The 17,278-nt window shown below is 63.9% G+C and carries 14 protein-coding genes; all 14 read left to right on the top strand.

All coding sequences use genetic code 11. The features are described from left to right. Nucleotides 1-37: 37 nt before the first annotated feature. The 14 genes from H6678_06240 (at nucleotide 38) to H6678_06305 (ending at nucleotide 17,259) form a co-directional block, all read left to right on the top strand. Complete coding sequence (locus H6678_06240; protein ID MCB9473392.1) at nucleotides 38-1,558, top strand: hypothetical protein; 1,521 nt, start codon at nucleotides 38-40, stop codon at nucleotides 1,556-1,558. Between the two features lie 188 nt (nucleotides 1,559-1,746). Continuing rightward, a complete protein-coding gene (locus H6678_06245; protein MCB9473393.1) occupies nucleotides 1,747-3,369 on the top strand; it encodes a hypothetical protein in 1,623 nt (540 codons plus the stop codon). Next, entirely contained in the window at nucleotides 3,366-4,094 is a 729-nt protein-coding gene (locus tag H6678_06250) for a hypothetical protein (GenBank protein MCB9473394.1), read from the top strand. Before H6678_06245 ends, H6678_06250 begins: the two co-directional genes overlap by 4 nt. Continuing rightward, nucleotides 4,094-5,128: an SUMF1/EgtB/PvdO family nonheme iron enzyme gene (locus tag H6678_06255; GenBank protein ID MCB9473395.1), complete on the top strand. Its 1,035-nt coding sequence runs from the start codon at nucleotides 4,094-4,096 to the stop codon at nucleotides 5,126-5,128. Before H6678_06250 ends, H6678_06255 begins: the two co-directional genes overlap by 1 nt. Next, nucleotides 5,125-5,862, top strand: a complete 738-nt coding sequence (locus H6678_06260; protein MCB9473396.1) for a formylglycine-generating enzyme family protein — start codon at nucleotides 5,125-5,127, stop codon at nucleotides 5,860-5,862. Before H6678_06255 ends, H6678_06260 begins: the two co-directional genes overlap by 4 nt. 134 nt (nucleotides 5,863-5,996) lie before the next feature. Next, on the top strand, nucleotides 5,997-8,600 hold the full coding sequence (locus H6678_06265; protein ID MCB9473397.1) for an SUMF1/EgtB/PvdO family nonheme iron enzyme: 2,604 nt from the start codon (nucleotides 5,997-5,999) through the stop codon (nucleotides 8,598-8,600). 323 nt (nucleotides 8,601-8,923) lie between these two features. Then, nucleotides 8,924-9,613 (top strand): TetR/AcrR family transcriptional regulator, encoded by a 690-nt coding sequence (locus tag H6678_06270; GenBank protein ID MCB9473398.1) that lies wholly within the window; start codon nucleotides 8,924-8,926, stop codon nucleotides 9,611-9,613. Further along, nucleotides 9,610-10,908 carry a TolC family protein gene (locus H6678_06275; GenBank protein MCB9473399.1) on the top strand — a complete coding sequence of 433 codons (1,299 nt, stop codon included), beginning with the start codon at nucleotides 9,610-9,612 and terminating at the stop codon, nucleotides 10,906-10,908. The genes H6678_06270 and H6678_06275 overlap by 4 nt, the downstream gene beginning before the upstream one ends. Before the next feature lie 18 nt (nucleotides 10,909-10,926). Continuing rightward, entirely contained in the window at nucleotides 10,927-11,823 is an 897-nt protein-coding gene (locus tag H6678_06280; protein ID MCB9473400.1) for an efflux RND transporter periplasmic adaptor subunit, read from the top strand. Beyond that, a complete protein-coding gene (locus tag H6678_06285; GenBank protein MCB9473401.1) occupies nucleotides 11,820-12,743 on the top strand; it encodes an ABC transporter ATP-binding protein in 924 nt (307 codons plus the stop codon). The genes H6678_06280 and H6678_06285 overlap by 4 nt, the downstream gene beginning before the upstream one ends. Next, nucleotides 12,740-13,486 (top strand): ABC transporter ATP-binding protein, encoded by a 747-nt coding sequence (locus H6678_06290; GenBank protein ID MCB9473402.1) that lies wholly within the window; start codon nucleotides 12,740-12,742, stop codon nucleotides 13,484-13,486. The genes H6678_06285 and H6678_06290 overlap by 4 nt, the downstream gene beginning before the upstream one ends. Next, nucleotides 13,483-14,589, top strand: coding sequence for an ABC transporter permease (locus H6678_06295; protein ID MCB9473403.1), 1,107 nt, complete (start codon nucleotides 13,483-13,485; stop codon nucleotides 14,587-14,589). The genes H6678_06290 and H6678_06295 overlap by 4 nt, the downstream gene beginning before the upstream one ends. 9 nt (nucleotides 14,590-14,598) lie before the next feature. Continuing rightward, nucleotides 14,599-15,711, top strand: coding sequence for an ABC transporter permease (locus tag H6678_06300; protein MCB9473404.1), 1,113 nt, complete (start codon nucleotides 14,599-14,601; stop codon nucleotides 15,709-15,711). A gap of 1,191 nt (nucleotides 15,712-16,902) precedes the next feature. Next, nucleotides 16,903-17,259, top strand: a complete 357-nt coding sequence (locus tag H6678_06305) for a winged helix-turn-helix transcriptional regulator (GenBank protein MCB9473405.1) — start codon at nucleotides 16,903-16,905, stop codon at nucleotides 17,257-17,259. Nucleotides 17,260-17,278: the final 19 nt, after the last annotated feature.

Below are 17,278 nucleotides of genomic sequence, written 5' to 3' on the forward strand. Positions count from 1 at the left end.
TGCAGGGCGGCACATCCACCCACTCAGGTTGGTCCTGGTGATACTGCTGCTGTCCGGCCTGCGGTTTGCCCGGGCCGCAAGTGAGGAGCCACTGTGTCTGGACCTTGCCCATCTGCAGACACTGCTGGCCCGGGCGGACAGTACCCGGCTGGTCAGCGCGCGCCAACGCCTGCTGGCCGACACCTTGCGCAGCACAGCCATGGAACAACTGAACCGTCTGGATGCGGGACCTTATGGCTGGATGCTGGCCTGGGATGCCACGGAATCCCGGGAGAGTCGAAGCAGTCAGGACCAGATCCGGACACAGGATTCCCTGAGACAGGTGGCCGTGAGCCAGGGCTGGGCCACTGCAACGGAATCGGCGCGGGCTCAGGTCCAGCAGCACTGTGGCAAGGAGCTGGAACCAGCGCTACTGGGATTGCTGGAGTCCTGGCGCAACAATCCCTGGGATCTGGATGTGCTGGATCAATTGGTGCTTGGATACGCACGGCTGAGCCGTGTCTACCGCTCTGCTGATGTGCTGGACCAGTGCCTGGCATTGTTTCAGCATGCCATCCGGCGCAATGCGCAGTCCTATACGGCTCGTTTTCAGCTGGCTCGGGTGCTGCACGCTCAGGGACGTCCGCGGGAAGCGCTGCCATGGCTGTACCAAGCCGAAGATGAGTTCCTTCATTCGGTTTCCCTGTTCACCAACGACAGGGGAGTACGGCGGCCACCTGGCTTTCAGGGCATCCCCAAGTCGGCAGCGGGCGCACCCGGGGATGTATACCGGGACAATTACCGTGCCATTCTCTGGGAGCAATTCGCGTGTGAACAGGAAGCAGGTCTGGTTGACAATGCACTGGCCACACTGGAGCGCCTTGCCCCCTACACCGATCTGACCCAGGAAGAAGTGTCGGGATGGCGCCAGAGCCTGCAGTGGGGCGGGACACCACAATCCCGCCTGGACTGGCAGGCGGCAAGGGAGGCGGAAAGCCGCCTGGATTATGTACTTGCTGCCGAGTTGTACACGCGTTCACTCGAAGGGGTGCGCAGCGGGTCGGAGGCACAGCGTGTGACCTACGACCTGGCCTGGGTCACGGCCTACAGGTTGGAGCAACCGGTTGCGGGCATTCGTCTGTTCCGGCGGATGGTGGACCTGGCACCGTTGCTGGACAATGCGGGGCAGCCACTGGACACGGTGGCCGTTGAACGTCTGACTCGCTTCGGAGATGCACTCTTTGACTATGCCAGCATCCTGGATGGCAGTGGTCAGTCCGAAGACGCGCTTGAACTGTACGATGAACTGTGCCGGGTGCCCAATCCCCGGACGGGACTGGCCCTGCTGGCCAGTGCTGTGATGACTCAGGCCAATCACCCCGATGAAGCACTGGCCCGGCTGGAACGACTGGAAGCCATGATCGGGCAGAATGGCTGGGGCTTGCCGGTGCAGCCAGAGGAGCGTCGTACCCTGCGCCGCCAGACCTACATTTCCCTGATGCGAATCCATCGCCTGGCCGGACGACTGGATCAGGCCGAACACTACCACGCACTGGCCACCAGGGAATCTGACTCGTGATGCGGACCACGATGTATCCCCACTTGGCCATGGGATTGCTGGCCGTGATCCTGGGATCCTGCGCCAGCCCATATCATCGGCAGGTTGCGGATGCCGGGATCGTGGTGAACACTGCTGTGGATTCGATTCGGGTCACGGCACCCGAAGCCATTTCAGCCATGGAACCAGTTGGTCAAGAAGTCTTGCCTGTGGCCGCCAGCGTGGGTGTGGCGGACACGATCGAGACCGATGCCAGGGTGGCCGATGAGGCAGTGGAATTACTCCGGCCCGCCGATATGTCCAGCCCGGAAACGCAGTATACACCCGCCCTGGACGTCGCGTCAGAAGGCAGGGTGGGCCTTCCGGTGTGGGACGGCCGGACGCCTACGCTGGAGTGGTACATCAGGGAGCTGGCCTGTGAGCCGGTGGATCTCTGTGCCCGTCCCGAAGAATCGAAGGAAGACCTGACGGCTGAGGAACGCCCCTGGCGGACTGAGAGCCCGACCCCGCAATTCGCAGCCTGGCGAGCCGGTTCAGCCCTGCTTTCCGGCAGAAAGGATGAAGGAATCAGCAGCGCTTCAAGCGCCGTATCCGCCATCAACCTGGCCTACACCGAATTGCCCGAATGTGGTTTCGAGCTGACGAAGAAGGCGCAGATCGCAAGCCACCCCCAGTATCAGGACATCATGGAATGCTACAAGGTACGTTGCCGGAAGATGGCGGCGATCTACCTGGCCCATCCCGTTCCTGATGTCTCACGTGTGCTGGATTATGTCACTGCCGCCCTTGTTGCGGTCCGTCGCCAGGCAGGGGATGCCCCCGGTCTGGCACAGGATGCGATGGAGCGGGCCTGGTTCTGCCTGCTCCAGCGGGATGGAACTGGTGCGAAAAGTGCTCTGAGCAGTCTGTCCGGGGTCGTGTCCACGCCGGTCGAGGTGTATGTGTTCTGCGATTTCATGCTTTCTCGCAGTGCCACACCGGGGATTCGTCGCGCGGCATACGGACACCAGCTCGAGTTGTTGAAGCAGGGAATGAGCGAGCAGTGGCCCGGATTCGAGGATCCTGCGTACCTGACTCACCTCGTGCGGACCATCAAGCAGGAAGGTCTTCAGCTCGAAAATCTGAGCAGTGCCCATCAGCAGCTTGACCGGGACAGAATATGGGGCGGGCAGGAATTGCTGGAACGCTATCAGACCCTGATCACGCGATACAATGCCCTCACCATACAGGGCGGGGCGGCGGCTGAACAGCACCAGCAGTTGCGCCGGGATCTTGAAGATCTGCTGTGCGATTGCCCTACCGCACAGGCCTGGGACCAGACCCTGGAGTTGCTCACACGTTCCGTGTGGAGTATGGGGCAATTCCGGGATGTGCTGGTGTTGCAGGATCTTCAGGAGCGCTCTGCACCTGCGCCAGCAGGAAGTACTGCGGCCGAAATGGAAGGGGACGCGCTGATGTCCCTGGGGCTGGAGCTGTTGCAGGCGGATCAGGATCCCGGGCGTGTACTGAACCTGTTTGAGCGGGCGGCTTCGCGCTCGCCACAGCTTGAGGCACGCGCACAATATCTGCGAGCGCGGGTTCTGGAAAGCGGCCCACCGGAAATGGTCCTTGATGCTGCCTTCCAGGTCCTGACCGCTTGTGAGGACCTGCAGGACGAGCTGCCACCCATTGTGGCACGCCAGTATCCAACCGATTTTCTGGCCCGGGTCTATGACCTGATCGCCCTGCAATTCGAGCGCATGCCCCAGCAGGACCTGGCCGCATCACAGTATCACAGGCGTGCTGCCGAGGCCCGCTCTGCTGTCACCGGCACACAGGAGACCACTCCATGAGACTGATTCTGCCCATTCTGCTGCTTGTGGGGATGTCCGCACACGCCCAGGAGTCCATCGAGGCGGATTATGTGCTGCACAGACACATTACCCTGCGGGAACCTCAGATGGTCCAGAAGTTCCTGGACGAATTCAAGTTCGATCTGGCCGAGGTGGATCGCAGTAAGGTCACCCACATCGAATATGTGGACACCATGAATGACGGTTATACCGTGAACGACATCTTCGTGGTACGTCCCCAGGGACTGCAGGTGCTCGTGACTCATCTGTCAAACGATCTGAAGCGCCTGATGGAGAGCTGGGCCGATCCCACACCTTTGCAGGTGGAACGCTTTCCCCTGTCCAGCGAAGGGTTCGCCCAGTACGAGAGTGATGAGGACTCGGATCTGGAGGATTCCTGCCTCAGACTGCGCATGCTGACCGCGCTGCAGCAGTCCTACGATGGTGCCGAGATCGGCTTTCACGTGACCCTGAATGCGGATGGCTATGCAGTCCAGACCTGGAAGGTCAACCCTGCCGACATCATACCCCCCGAAGGGGGATGCCTGCAACCAACGGGTAGCGGTGGCAGAAGACTGGATCTGCTGCTGGCCCAGTCACAGGATACGGTCTGGGTGCCGGATACGGTGATGGTGGACTTGCTGTACATCGTGCAGACCCAGACCGATTCGATCTTCACCAGCAAGGGGCCGGGGCGCCGTCTCTCCTTCGAGGAGCAGGAGTGATGGATCACCGACGAAGCTGTTCCTGGCTGCTTGCCGGACTGCTGCTGGGGGCCGTGCCACTGTGGGCCCTGGAAGTGCTGGAGCTGGACGATCACAGTGTGGTGTTGTACGGTCATGAACTGCAGGCGACTGATGGTGTGGAATTGCTGCGTGTCTCAAACCTGGGGGACAGTCTGTGGCTCTACCTGGATGGCTTGAAGGCCTGGGTCGTGGATGGTGATCTGCAGCCGGAAACCACCTACGCGTGGAGTTGGCGAGCGGGCGAACGGACGGGACACCTGGATGGCATGCGCAAGCACACGGTCGTCCGACCGCTGGGACTGCTGTTCCTGAACGGCTTCAATGGCGGGCATGCCCTGGTGTACACCCTGGCCGAGACCGGTTGCGGTGAATACATGGATTATTGCGCACTCACCGGCTGGCCCGTACCACCCGAGCAGAACTTTCCGCGGATGCGCAATTATCTGCAGTTCTTCCGGAGTTACCCCTTGGTCAATGTGGACGATGCCGACGCCCGCGCATACTGCAACTGGCTCAGTGGCCAGGATGGATTGCCGCCTGCATACAACGCTGACGGCCTCGACATGGAGTCCGTGGGTTGGCGACTTCCCACTGTCCGCGAAATGTACTGGCTTGCGGATCTGCAGCGTGACCCGCCCCATTGGGCAAGCGAAGATGTGCCCCAGACACCCATTCCGCATCGGGAGAGCAGTTCCGCGGACGGCCCGCAGAATGTCACCGGCAATGTCTGGGAATGGTGCGAGAATGGTTTCGGTCATGCTCCGGCCAGCGGAAGTCCGGGCCGCAGCGCGTATTTCGACCCGGCGGGCCGGGATTCCCGGTTGGTCTTCGGGGGCAGCTACAACAATACGGAAGCAGAGTTGAGCAGTCTGGTCACGGCCCAGGATCCTGGAGCCCGGTTGTCCACCCTGGGATTCCGCACTGTGCGCTGGTTGCTGCCGGAAAGTGCCCGGCGCACCGATGAGATTCTTGCGCAGAACCCGTCCCACGAAATCGGGAAGGATACACGATGAACCGCCTGATGCGCTGTCTGTGTCCGCTGCTCGGATTCTGGGTCCACTGTTCCGTGACACAGGCACAGGCCTTGCCCGTACCCTCGGGGCGCTATGCGCTGGGTTCAGCAGATTCGGCTGGTGGACTGCTGCCCGACAGTGATTCCCTGGTCACGCTGGGCGCATTCACACTGGAGCGCAACGAAGTCAGCAACGACGAGTTCTGCCGTTTCCTTAATGCCGGTCACGGCAACCGCTTCGATCGCCGAATGGAAATTCTGGAACTGCCGGATGGGTACGTCTGCGTCCAGGGGCGTCAACGATATCCCGTGCATCACGTCAGTTGGCATGCGGCACGTGAGTACGCTGGCTGGGTCGGCGGTCGCCTGCCCACCGCCAAGGAGTGGGAGGCGGCTGCGCGTGGTCGTGCGGAGGAGGAGAACGGGGCCACACGCTGGTATCCCTGGGGACCTAAACCATCGGGTGGCAGCCAGGCCAATTGCCAGGAAACCCAACGCCTGGGTGTGCTCTATACCTGGCCTGCCGATACCCTGGTGGGGCCCGGGCCGTTCGGGCACGTCAATCTGGCGGGCAATCTGGCGGAGTGGATCTCCGAGGTGTCCGCAGATTCAGGCTGGGCATCGGTCAAGGGTGGCTGCTGGGCCGACCCGGAAATCCTGCTGCGCTCTGCCGTGACTGTGCGACGACCGGCTGGAGAAGGTTTCGCGATGATCGGCTTCCGGGTAGCACGGTGAGTGGTCGCTCCACCAGGTGTCCTGCCTTTGTCCAGTGGGTGCTCATATTGTTGCTGGCGGTCGGCACCCCGGATGTCCGTTCTGCCGCGGAATCCCCAAATGCAGAACAGGAGCGTCTCCTTTCGGACAGTCTCATGACCAGTCCGGACAGTCTGGGGCAGCACTCGCTGGCTCAGGCAGCCATACCTGATCCTCCCGATAGCCAGTTGCCTGCGCTCACAGTCCGCCTTTCGGGCAGCGCGGTGGTTCTGGCTCCCAAAGGGCCACTCAGGGAGCCCGCTCTGGTTCAGGTGCGAAGAGACGGAACCCTCGACTTTCATACAGCAGGGCGACTGGTTCCAGGAAATGAACTTGAGTTGGACGACCTGCGGTTCAGCAACGATCTGCATTTTCGCCTCGCCGCGCCCGTTGATGGCATCGCCTGTCGTTTCGGACCAGAAGTTGTCTTTGTACCACAGTGGCCCGCACCGGCCGTGATCCTGTCCTGCCAGGACAGCGACGATGGCATCGAATTGAGTCTGCAGTCAAACGAACTGCCCAGTTCCGGTACGGGACTGGCCCTGATTCAACTGCAACCTCAGAATCGGGAGATTCAGGTGGCGCTGCTGTCCGGGCAGACCCAGCAACTGCTGCTGCCACCGGCCACCCGACGCATCCGTGTGCGAACGGCCACTCGTGCACTGGGTCATCTGGGCGACTGGCAGGATCAGGTCGAACGGGATGTCCCACTGCACCTGCCACCGTATCTGCAGGATCTGGCCCGTATCCAGGCCGCCATTCAACCCACGCTGGAAAAGACCGTCGAAGCCGGGCTGACCGTGTCACCTGTTCCGGCCCGTCTGGCACTCGAAGTCTGCTGGGATCCGACGGCGATGCCGGAAGGCTTCCGACTGGAACGCCGGATTGCAGGAAGTGGTGCATTCCAGACTCTCATGATTCCTGATGGTTCGCACTGCCTTGCGGACACGGATCTGAGTCTGGAAACGGACTATGAATATCGTCTGATCCATGTGGGGCAGGGCCAGCGTACACTTTCAGAAATGGTGAGTGCCGCGGTAAGTTTGCCACGCCTGGACTCCCTACAGGTGGTGGTTCTGGATGACCAGCGAGTTCAGTTGTGCTGGCAGGCCCGCAACGATGTGGATCACTACGAGCTGGAGGAACTGCGCACTACTCTGGATCCAGCCACGGGTCTGGCCGCGGATGCACATGCCGGGTTCCGGCTGCTCGCCAGTCCGACTGGAACGGACAGCAGCTGGCAGGTGGAAGGTCTGCTCTCGACACAACGTGTGCGTTGGCGCTTGAGCCCTGTGGTGGACGGCAGACGCGGTGTGCCAGCGGTTTCGGCGGATGTGCGTACCGAGTTTCCCAGACCGCGCTACGCTGGCGTGGATGACCAGTTTCCCGGTGGTCGAGTCGACATCCACTATGCCATGGTGCCGGACCAGCCGAAACGGGTCACGGGTGTGATCCTGGAACGCAAGGAGCTGGATTGCTGGCGAACGGTGCAGGAACTGCGCGATCTGACGCAGCCTGTGTTCACCGACACCCTGGACGCAGATGGCAAGGGGTCCGTATACAGACTGATCAGCTACAATGAGGTCAACCGGCTGGTTTCGGAAGAATTTCTCGTCTCGCCGCAAAGTACTCTGGAAACGCCGCGCATTCTGGGTGCTCGCTTGCTGGATCTGTCACGTGTGCAACTGCTCTGGCGCCTGCCTTCCCGACTGGATGTTCTGTCCGGATACCGGATCGAGAGATGCAGTGGCGATGAAACGGAATTCCGTGAGTTGGCGGTGGTTGCCCGGGAAGACAGCATCTGGGTGGATTCTTTGGTAACCCCCGGTCTGGAATTGTGGTATCGGATGTCCAGTCTCTCGGGAACACGACTCTCCGCCGTGACTCGCACACTGCACTACAGCGTGCCCATCCCCGATCAGAGGATGTTGCTGATCACCGGGGGTATTGGATGGCGGGGTGCGAATGGTCCGGGTGTTCTACCTGACGAAGGGCCGGCTCGCCAGGTACGGATCACGTCGTTCGAACTGGGAGAACGGGAAGTGAGCAATGAGGAGTACCAGATTTTCTGCGAAAGCACGGGGCATCCATTGCCGCCCGATCCGGAACTGGCGGGCAATCAGGATGCCATGAAGCGCTGGCCCCGCGCAGCCGTGGTCAATGTGAGCTGGTACGATGCGGTGAGCTATTGCAATTGGCTCAGCCAGATTGCCGGGCTGGAACCTGCCTACACACAAGAAGGAAAACCCCTGCCGGATAGCCAGGGCTATCGACTTCCCACAGAGGCGGAATTCGAGTACGCGGTGCGTGGGCCAGGTTCCGTGCTCAATGAAGTGGAGGAGTTCTGTGCTCTGGCCGAAGTCAACCTCTACAGCGTGGAAGACGGGACCACCGGTATCGACCTGTACGGAAGCGACCATTGGGCGCAGAACGCCCAGGGTGCGCAGCATCTGCTGGGTAACGTCTGGGAATGGGTACAGGACTGGTATCACCCCGAGTACTACCTGTTGTCAGCAAACTGGATTGACCCCCGCGGTCCAAGCACTGGTGTGGAAAAACTGCGGAAAGGGGGCGCATTCGATCTGATTCCCGAAGCATGCCGTGTGAGCGAGCGCATGGCCAGTCGCCCCGCCGTGCGTCTGGCTGATACTGGCTTCCGTGTCGCACGGACCAGCCCCCCGAGCTCTTTGTCCATCGCCGCCGGCACGGATGCTCCCTGAGGGATCACCGTTCCGCAACTGTGCATCCTTGCACCGCGGTCCTGGATGGGCATTCTGGTGGGTCTTCCATTCCGTGGGTTCGAGCTGAGTAGCAGGTGTGCCACATGCTGCGGTGAGCCATGCTGGCCAGGTTCGGATTTCATCCATCACGACCATCTGGATTCAGTGGCGGCCCTGCCCACGGCCAGCTGTTCGACCACCTGCGGGTCGAACTGAGTCTTTCCTGCCTGAGTTTCCAGCTCAAGATCCACCCGCATTGCACAATTGCCATGGATGATTTATTATTCGACCGCCTTAATCACTTGGTTAATGCGGATGGTCAAATGAGTTCATCGCTGCCCGGTCCACAGGACATACCTGAGTTGGCACTGCCGGAGTCTATCAGCACACCCCAGCCGGAAACTCCGGCCGGGCAACTGTTTGCGGCGGCCCGTCAGGCGTTCATTGAACTGGGATTCGAAGGCGCGACCACCAGGCAGATTGCCGAACGAGCCGGCATGAATCCGGCGCTGATCCACTATTACTTCGGCACCAAGGAGAAGCTCTACCGGCGTGTGCTGGCCACGGAGCTGCTGCAGCTGCTGCGCTTCCAGGTGGCCGAGCGGGTGGGTGTTCTGCCCATCGAGGAGGTGCTGGTCACCTTTCCCACGCGCATGCTGGACTGGTTGCGTCATCATCCGGACACGGCCCGGCTGATCCGGCGCGAACTGGGCTCCGGAGGAGAACGGGCGCGCAGCCTGGTGCAGGAGCTGGGCGGACACGGTCCGCTGGGGCTGAGTCAGCATCTCAAGGGACTGGTCACAACGGGCATCGAGCAGGGGCGCGTGCGCCCACTGAACTTCGAAGCCCTGCTGGCCAGCCTGCTGGGACTGGCCTGGGGCATGGTACTGATCGAACCGATCCTGGAGCTGATTCTGGAGCTGGACCTGCGCGACGAAGACTGCTGGCAGCGCCAGCGTGAGACACTGGAAACCCTGCTCTCACGGGGTCTGAAGCAAGGAGACACACGATGACGGCCCGCTTCTGCTACGGCCATGCGCTCTGGCTGCTTCTGTTGCTGGCCGGAACACCCGGGACCGCGGCGGCGGCGGATACGGCTGCCCTCCCCGATTCACTGGGGCTGTCCGGCCTGATCGAGCGTGCCCTGCCCGAGGCCCTGCGCCTCCAGGCCACACGGGCCGCGCTTGACGGCGGGCGCGCAGCACGGGAGCTGGCGCGCGTGCAGCGGCTGCCCGGTCTGGGGCTGGATGCCAGCGCGGGCTGGGTCAGTCAGGTCCAGGAGATCAGCCTGCCCGGCAAGACCATCCAGTTCGGCGACGGCAGCAGCGCCGATCTGGCCCTGGGCACCTCGTGGACACTCTACGCCGGTGGCACACTCAAGGCGGGAGAAGCGGCGGCCGAAGCCGAGCTGCAGGCCCGCGGACACGACCTGGCCTCGGACAGTCTGGGGCTGCTCGGCGAACTGCGCGGCGTCTACATCCAGGGCCTGACGGCCAGGGTGAGCGTGTTGACCGCGCAGAACAGCCTCAGCCGCCTGGAACGTCATCTCGAAGACGTGCGTGGCGCGCGCCGGGCCGGGCTGGCCGGAGCCGAGGAAGAACTGGCCGTGGCGGGTCGCGTGCAGCAGGCCCGCCAGGAACTGCTGCAGCGCCAGGGAGAACTGGAGCAACTGGCATTCGAACTGGGGCGCCTGTGTGGCACGCCCGAGCACCCGATTCACCCTGCGGGATCCCTGGATGCAAGCCTGCTCGAGTCGCGCGCGATTCCGGAGAGCCTGCCGTCCGAACGGGCCCTGGCCGCACGTCAGCAGGGAGCCGAGGCGCGCGTGCGCCAGGCCACGGGGGCGGCGCGTCCCCGGGTGGAAGCCCGCGCGGGCTGGCATCTGGGGCGGCCCGGGGTGGACCCGATCCGCAATGACTGGATGACTTACGGCACGGCCGGGCTGAGCCTGCACTGGCCGCTGCTGGATCACGGGCGCGTGCGCCAGCAGGCGGCGATCAACCGGGCCGACGCCCTGCGCCTGCAGCGCTCACGCGAGGAGCTGGCCCGCCAGACCAGCGCGCGCCGCATTCAGGCGAACACCTTGCTCGAGAGCGCGCAGCAGGTGCACGAGGCGGCCGCCGCACGCACACGCATCGAAACGGAACGTCTGGCGCTGGTGGAACAGCGCTGGACACAAGGACTGAGCAGTCAGCAGACCTGGCTGGACGCCAGCGACGACCTGGTGCTGGCCCAGCAACAGCAAGCCCTGGCCGCGGCCCGGGTACGCCTGGCGGAAGTGCGGCTGCTGGCCGCCCGGGGACAGTAAGAGATGGAGACTTCAATCATGCAGACCCTGCGACGGATCACGGTGCTACCTTTCGCGTGGCTGGCCCTGGCGGGTTGTTCGGGCGGGCACGGACCGGCAGCCCCTTCGGGAACCCTGGAAGCCACCGAGATCCGCCTCGCTCCGGCACTGGCCGGTCGTGTGCTGCAGGTGCGGGTGGCCGAGGGCGAAACCATGGCCGCCGGCGACACCCTGCTGGTACTGGATGGCGACCTGCTGCGTCTGCAGCGGGCCCAGACCGCCTCGGGACTGGCGGGGCTGGACGCGCGCCTGAAGCGCGCCGGGGATGCCGTGCGCCAGGCGGAACTCAGCCTGGAACTGGCCCAACGCACGCTGGCGCGTCTGGAGGAGTTGGAAGCCCAGGGCAGCACGACCGCCCAGCAGCTGGACGACGCCCGCAACGCGCGCGATCGGGCCAGGCTGTCGCACACGGCCGCCGGACACGACCGTGAGGCACTCAGGGCCGAGCGCGAAAGCCTGCTGGCCGCCCTGGCCACCCAGGATCGTCAGCTGCAGGATCTGGTGCTGCGGGCACCCGGGCCCGGCACTCTGATCGAACGCTATGCGGAACCCGGTGAGTGGATTGCCCCCGGGCTGCCCGCGGGCCTGCTGGCCGACCTGAGCACGCTGGAGCTGCGTTTTTTCCTCGATGAAACCGAGATGGGACTTGTCGCCCCCGGGCAGGCTGTGTCGATTTCCGTGGACGCCTTTCCCGACGAGACACTTCAGGGACGCGTGAGCTGGATTTCCTCGCGTGCTGAATTCACCCCCAAGAATGTCCAGACCCGCCAGGCGCGCAGCCAGTTGGTGTACGCCGTCAAGGCCACCCTGGACAACCCTGATGGCCGCCTGCAGATCGGCATGCCGGCCCAGGTGCTGCTGGACGCCCGCCCGTGAGCCAGCCCGCCCTGGAACTGGAGCGCCTCGCGCGCAGCTGGGACGGTGTGCCTGCCCTGCACGAGCTCAGCCTGAGCCTGCAGCCCGGCCGCACCATCGGTCTGATCGGTCCCGATGGAGCCGGCAAGACCACCGCCCTGCGCATCGCCTGTGGCCTGCTGGCCGCCGACGGGGGACACGCGCGTGTGTTCGGTTTCGACAGCACCACCCAGACCGACCGGATTCGCGATCTGCTGGGTTACATGCCCCAGCGCTTCAGCCTCTATCCCGACCTGAGCGTGGACGAGAACCTGCGCTTCTTCGCCGAGCTGCACGGTCTGCCGCGCGAGCTGCGCCTGCAGCGCCGTGAGAAACTGCTGGCCTTCAGCCGCCTGGAACCCTTTGTCACACGTCGCGCCGGCGCACTCTCCGGCGGGATGAAACAGAAGCTGGCGCTGGCCTGCACCCTGATTCACGAGCCGCGCCTGCTGCTGCTGGACGAACCCACCACGGGCGTGGACCCGGTGAGCCGACTGGAATTCTGGGCCCTGCTCAAGTCGCTGGCCGAGGAGGGCATGGCGCTGTGTGTCAGCACGCCCTACATGGATGAGGCCGAACGGCTGGACGAGGTGCTGCTGCTGCACCGGGGACGCGTGCTCAGTCGCGGCACCCCCGCCGATGTGGCCGCAGCCTTTCCCGGAAAGATCCTCGCGGCGCGCGGAACTGGCCTGCTGGACTGGAAAGTGCGCCTGGAAGCCCTGCCAGGAGTGGAGGTCTGGCGCTTTGGCGATGAGTTGCATCTGGTGTACAGGGAGGCCGCACAGGAGCGCGCGATCCGCACTCTGCTGGACGGCAGCGGTCTTGAACTGCACACGGGCGAACCGGACATCGAGCACACCTTCTTCGCCCTGGTGGAAGCCAGTGAGGAGGAGTCCGCATGAGCGCCCCCCTCACGCAGACCCCGGAGTTTTCGGTGCGCGCCCAAGGGCTGACCCGTCATTTCGGCTCCTTCACGGCCGTGGATCACATCGATCTGGACGTGACACCCGGCGAGATCTTTGGCTTTCTGGGCGCCAATGGCGCGGGCAAGACCACCGCGATCCGCATGTTCTGCGGCCTGCTGGCCCCCAGCGAGGGCGAGGCCTGGGTCGACGGTCTGCCGCTGAGCGTGAGTGCCGAGCAGATCAAGCGCCGCATCGGCTACATGAGCCAGCGCTTCAGCCTGTACGACGACCTGGACGTGGCCGAGAACATCCAGTTCTTCGGGGGAATCTACGGGCTTTCCGGTGAGACGATTCGTGAACGCAGCGCCGAGTTGCTGCCCCGGCTGGGTCTGGAAGGCATGGAGGACCGGCGCACGGGCAGCCTGCCCCTGGGCTACAAACAGCGCCTGGCCCTGGGAGTGGCCACCCTGCATCACCCGAAAATCGTCTTCCTGGACGAGCCGACCGGAGGTGTCGACCCGGTGGCCCGCCGCCGTTTCTGGGACCTGATGTACGAGATCGCCGCGGGCGGCACCACCGTGTTCGTGACCACCCATTACATGGACGAGGCCGAATACTGCGAGCGCCTCTCGATCATGGTGGCTGGCAGGATCGTGGCCCTCGGCCAGCCCTCGGCGCTGAAGAAGGAATGGCAGGCGCGCACCATGGAGGATGTTTTCCTCAAGGTGGTGCAGCGGTGAGAATCATTCTGGCGATCGCGGCCAAGGAATTTCTGCACATCCTGCGTGATCCGCGCAGCCTGACCGTGGCCCTGCTGATGCCGCTGATGATGGTGCTGCTCTACGGTTACGCCATTGACATGGAACTGCGTCACCTGCCCGTGGCCGTGCTGGACCTGGACCAGAGCACATCCAGCCGGGCCCTGATCCGCGACATCACCTCCAGCGACTTCATTCGCGAGGCGGGGCGGCTGTCCTCTCGCGAGGAGATCGAGCCGGGATTCCATCGTCAGCAATTCCTGGCCGCGCTGGTGATTCCCCGCGGACACGCGCGCGCCCTGGCCCACGGAGAAGACGCACCCGTGCAACTGGTGGTGGACGGCGCGGATGCCGCCACGGCCAGCGCCGTCTACAATTATCTGCAACAGGCCCTGCAACTGCACAATCTGGGGCGGCTGGAATCGCAGGGTCTCAGGCCCGCCGCCAGCATACAACCCGCGCCCGTGTTCCGCTTCAATCCGCAGCGGGTCAGCGCCTGGTTCATCGTGCCCGGGCTGGCCGCCATCGTGCTGATCATGATCTGTGCGCTGCTCACCAGCATCGCCATCGTGCGTGAAAAGGAAACCGGCACTCTGGAGCAGGTGCTGACCACGCCCATGACTCCGCTCCAGCTGATTCTGGGCAAGCTGCAGCCCTACCTGCTGATCGGGATTCTCGATACGGTGATGATCTTCGCCGTGGGGCGCTTCGTGTTCCAGGTGCCCATGGTGGGCTCCTGGTGGGCGCTGGCCGGCTACACCCTGCTCTATCTCTGGGTCTCGCTGGCGATCGGGCTGCTGATTTCGGCGCTCACGAAGACCCAGCAGGTGGCCATGCTGGTGGCTCTGATGGTGACCCTGCTGCCCACCCTGATGCTCTCGGGATTCATCTTTTCGGTGTCCAGCATGCCGCTGCCTCTGCAGGTGGTGAGCCACGCGATTCCGGCCACCTGGTATCTCCGGATCGTGCGCGGAGTGATGCTCACCGGAGTCAACGGCTGGCCGCGTGAGGCGCTCGTGCTGCTGGGCATGGCGCTGGGACTGACGGTGCTGGCGATGAAGCGCTTCTCGCGCAGACTGGCTTAGGAGCCGAGCATGGGACCTGTTTCACGCCTGGTACAGAAGGAGTTTCGCCAGATCTTTCGCGATCCGGTGATGTTGCGCCTGATCATCCTGATGCCGCTGGTGCAGCTCTTCGTGCTGGGCAACGCGCTCAGCACCGATCTCAAGGGGGTGAGGGTCAGCGTGCTCAACCAGGACCCCGGCCCCGCCAGCCGCCAGCTCGAGGAGGCGCTGCTGGTCTGTGACACCTTCGTGCCCGGGCCGCAGGTCCATACTCCCCAACAGCTGGATTCCCTGCTGATCCACGGTCACACCGATCTGGCGCTCTGGATTCCCACCGACTGGCGCTCGCGGCTGGCCCGCGGCGAGAGCGTCCCACCGGGACTCTTCCTGGATGGCCGCAACTCCTCCCAGGCGGGACAGGCCGCCGGCCAGGCCCTGCAGATTCTGGGCACTCCCCGCCTCCACCCAGTGCCCGCAAGCGCCGGGACACGCTCCCCGGGCCGCGTGGTGCTGCGCGAGCGCACCCTGTACAATCCGGAACTGGTGAGCAAGTACAACATGGTGCCGGGCATCGTGGTGGTGCTGATCACCGTGATCTCAGCGATGCTCACCGGCATGACCGTGGTGCGCGAGAAGGAGCTGGGCACGCTCGAGCAATTGCTGGTGAGCCCGCTGACCGCCGGCCAGCTGGTGCTGGGCAAGACCCTGCCGCTGGCGATCCTGGCCTACGGCGAGCTGATCCTGGCCACCACCATCGCCGTGATCGGTTTCCAGTTGCCATTGGCCGGTTCGATTCCCCTGCTGGCGCTGGCCGTGGCATTGTACCTGCTGGTCACCATCGGCGGCGGCCTGCTGGCCAGCACGGTCTCGCAGACCCAGCAGCAGGCGGTGTTCACCGTCTGGTTCTTCCTGATCTTCGCGATCCTGCTCAGTGGATTCTTCTTTCCGGTGGCCAACATGCCAGACACGCTGCGCTGGCTCACTCTGCTCAACCCGATGCGCTACATCATCGAAATCGTGCGCGGCATCTTCCTCAAGGCCTCCGACCTTTCCGATCTCTGGCCGCAGATGGCCGCTCTCGCCGGGCTGGGCTCGCTCTCCTTCAGCCTGGCTCTCTGGCGCTTCCGCAAGCGGCTGGACTGATCCTGCCAAAAATCGTCATTTCCGCGAAAGGGGCGCACAGCATGTGGCGGCCAGCATGGCGACCCACGTGAATGCCCGACCGTTCCGTCTAGATGGTTCCGCCACCGGCGTCACCGCTGCGGAAGTGACACAATCAGTGTCATCCCCGCGAAGGCGGGGATCCCGAGCGGGTTGTTCCGAAACTCTCTCGCGTTCGGAGCCACTGTGCGACTGATGGTGTGCTTGTCCCGGATGCTGCCGCCGGTTGCCGGCAATGCACTCCCCTGCGCGGGGGGCGCTCTCTACCTTTTCTTCGCGAAGAAAAGGTAGGCCAAAAGAAGGCTCAGCAGGCCTCGCGCCGCGCAAACTTGGCCCGCGATGCGGTCCTTCGGGCCAAGCGCGGCGGCCCACGCTCCCTGCCCGACCGTTCCGTCTCGATGGTTCCGCCACCGGCGTCACCGCTATTGTTGGGGATTGAATCTGAGGGGAAAGGTCGGCCTCTCGCGTACTCGTATTCATGTCTAGCCATGTTCGCGCTGCGGGGGCGAAGCCAGGCTTCCCTTCCCTCGCGCAGCGGGGGAAGGCGCAGCGCTTGCGCTGCGGGGGATGGGGGCACTTTCGCGCGGCACGACACTTCGCGTTCATCCTGGCACGAAAGGCCCCCATCCCATCACGCCTTCGGCGTGCCTTCCCCCGCTGCGCGAGGGAAGGGGACTTTGGCTTCGCCCCGGCACACAATCGCTGCCAGCCAAGCCCCGAACGGGGCATGACAGATCATAGCCCGTGGGGAATCCACGTGCGGGTGCGAGGGGCTGGCGGCATCTCCGTGGGGCAAGACATCCTGGGGCGATCTCGCCACACATGGCCCCCATCCTCTCACGCCTTCGGCGTGCCATCCCCCACTGGCGCTGGGGAAGGTGGTCGTGGCTTCGCCCCGGCACACAATCTCTGCCAGCCAAGCCCCGAACGGGGCATCATGCATCCGTAGCCCGTGGGGAATCCACGGGTGGGTGCGGATGAACCGGAAGATGATGGGTGTGCGATGCAACTGCCGGGGCGCCATGCAATGGGTCGCCATGCTGGCCGCCCCATGCTGTGCGCCCCTTTCACGGGAATGACACACCTGGGTGCGGATTCTCTGTTCATCCCCCGCGCAACACTTGTCTCAGATCAAGGGAGCACCGACCGCGGGCATCTATCCTTGTTTCCGAAATGGGAAACAAGGGAGGCGTCGTGCAGAAGTCATTGCTCAGGGAGCGGGCCCGGGTGTTCAAGGCCCTCGCGCATCCGGTGCGCTTGCGTCTGGTCGAGGAGCTGCGGGGCGGGCCGGTTTGCGTCTGTGAACTGGCGGCGCTGTTTCCAATTGGCTTGCCAGCCATTTCCAAGCATCTCGGTTTGCTGCGCGAGGCGGGTGTGGTCGCGGTACGGAAGGAGGGCACTCGCAGCATCCATTCCCTGGTGATGCCCTGCATGCTGGAGTCCTTCGCCTGCATCGACCGGCTGATTCTCGAGCGGTTGGATGAGCAGGAGTCCTTGCGCGAGCAGATGAGCGAACAGGTGATGGCGTGAGCCGGACCTGGCCTTCCAG

The sequence above is a fragment of the Candidatus Delongbacteria bacterium genome (assembly GCA_020634015.1).
Taxonomy (GTDB): domain Bacteria; phylum CAIWAD01; class CAIWAD01; order CAIWAD01; family CAIWAD01; genus JACKCN01.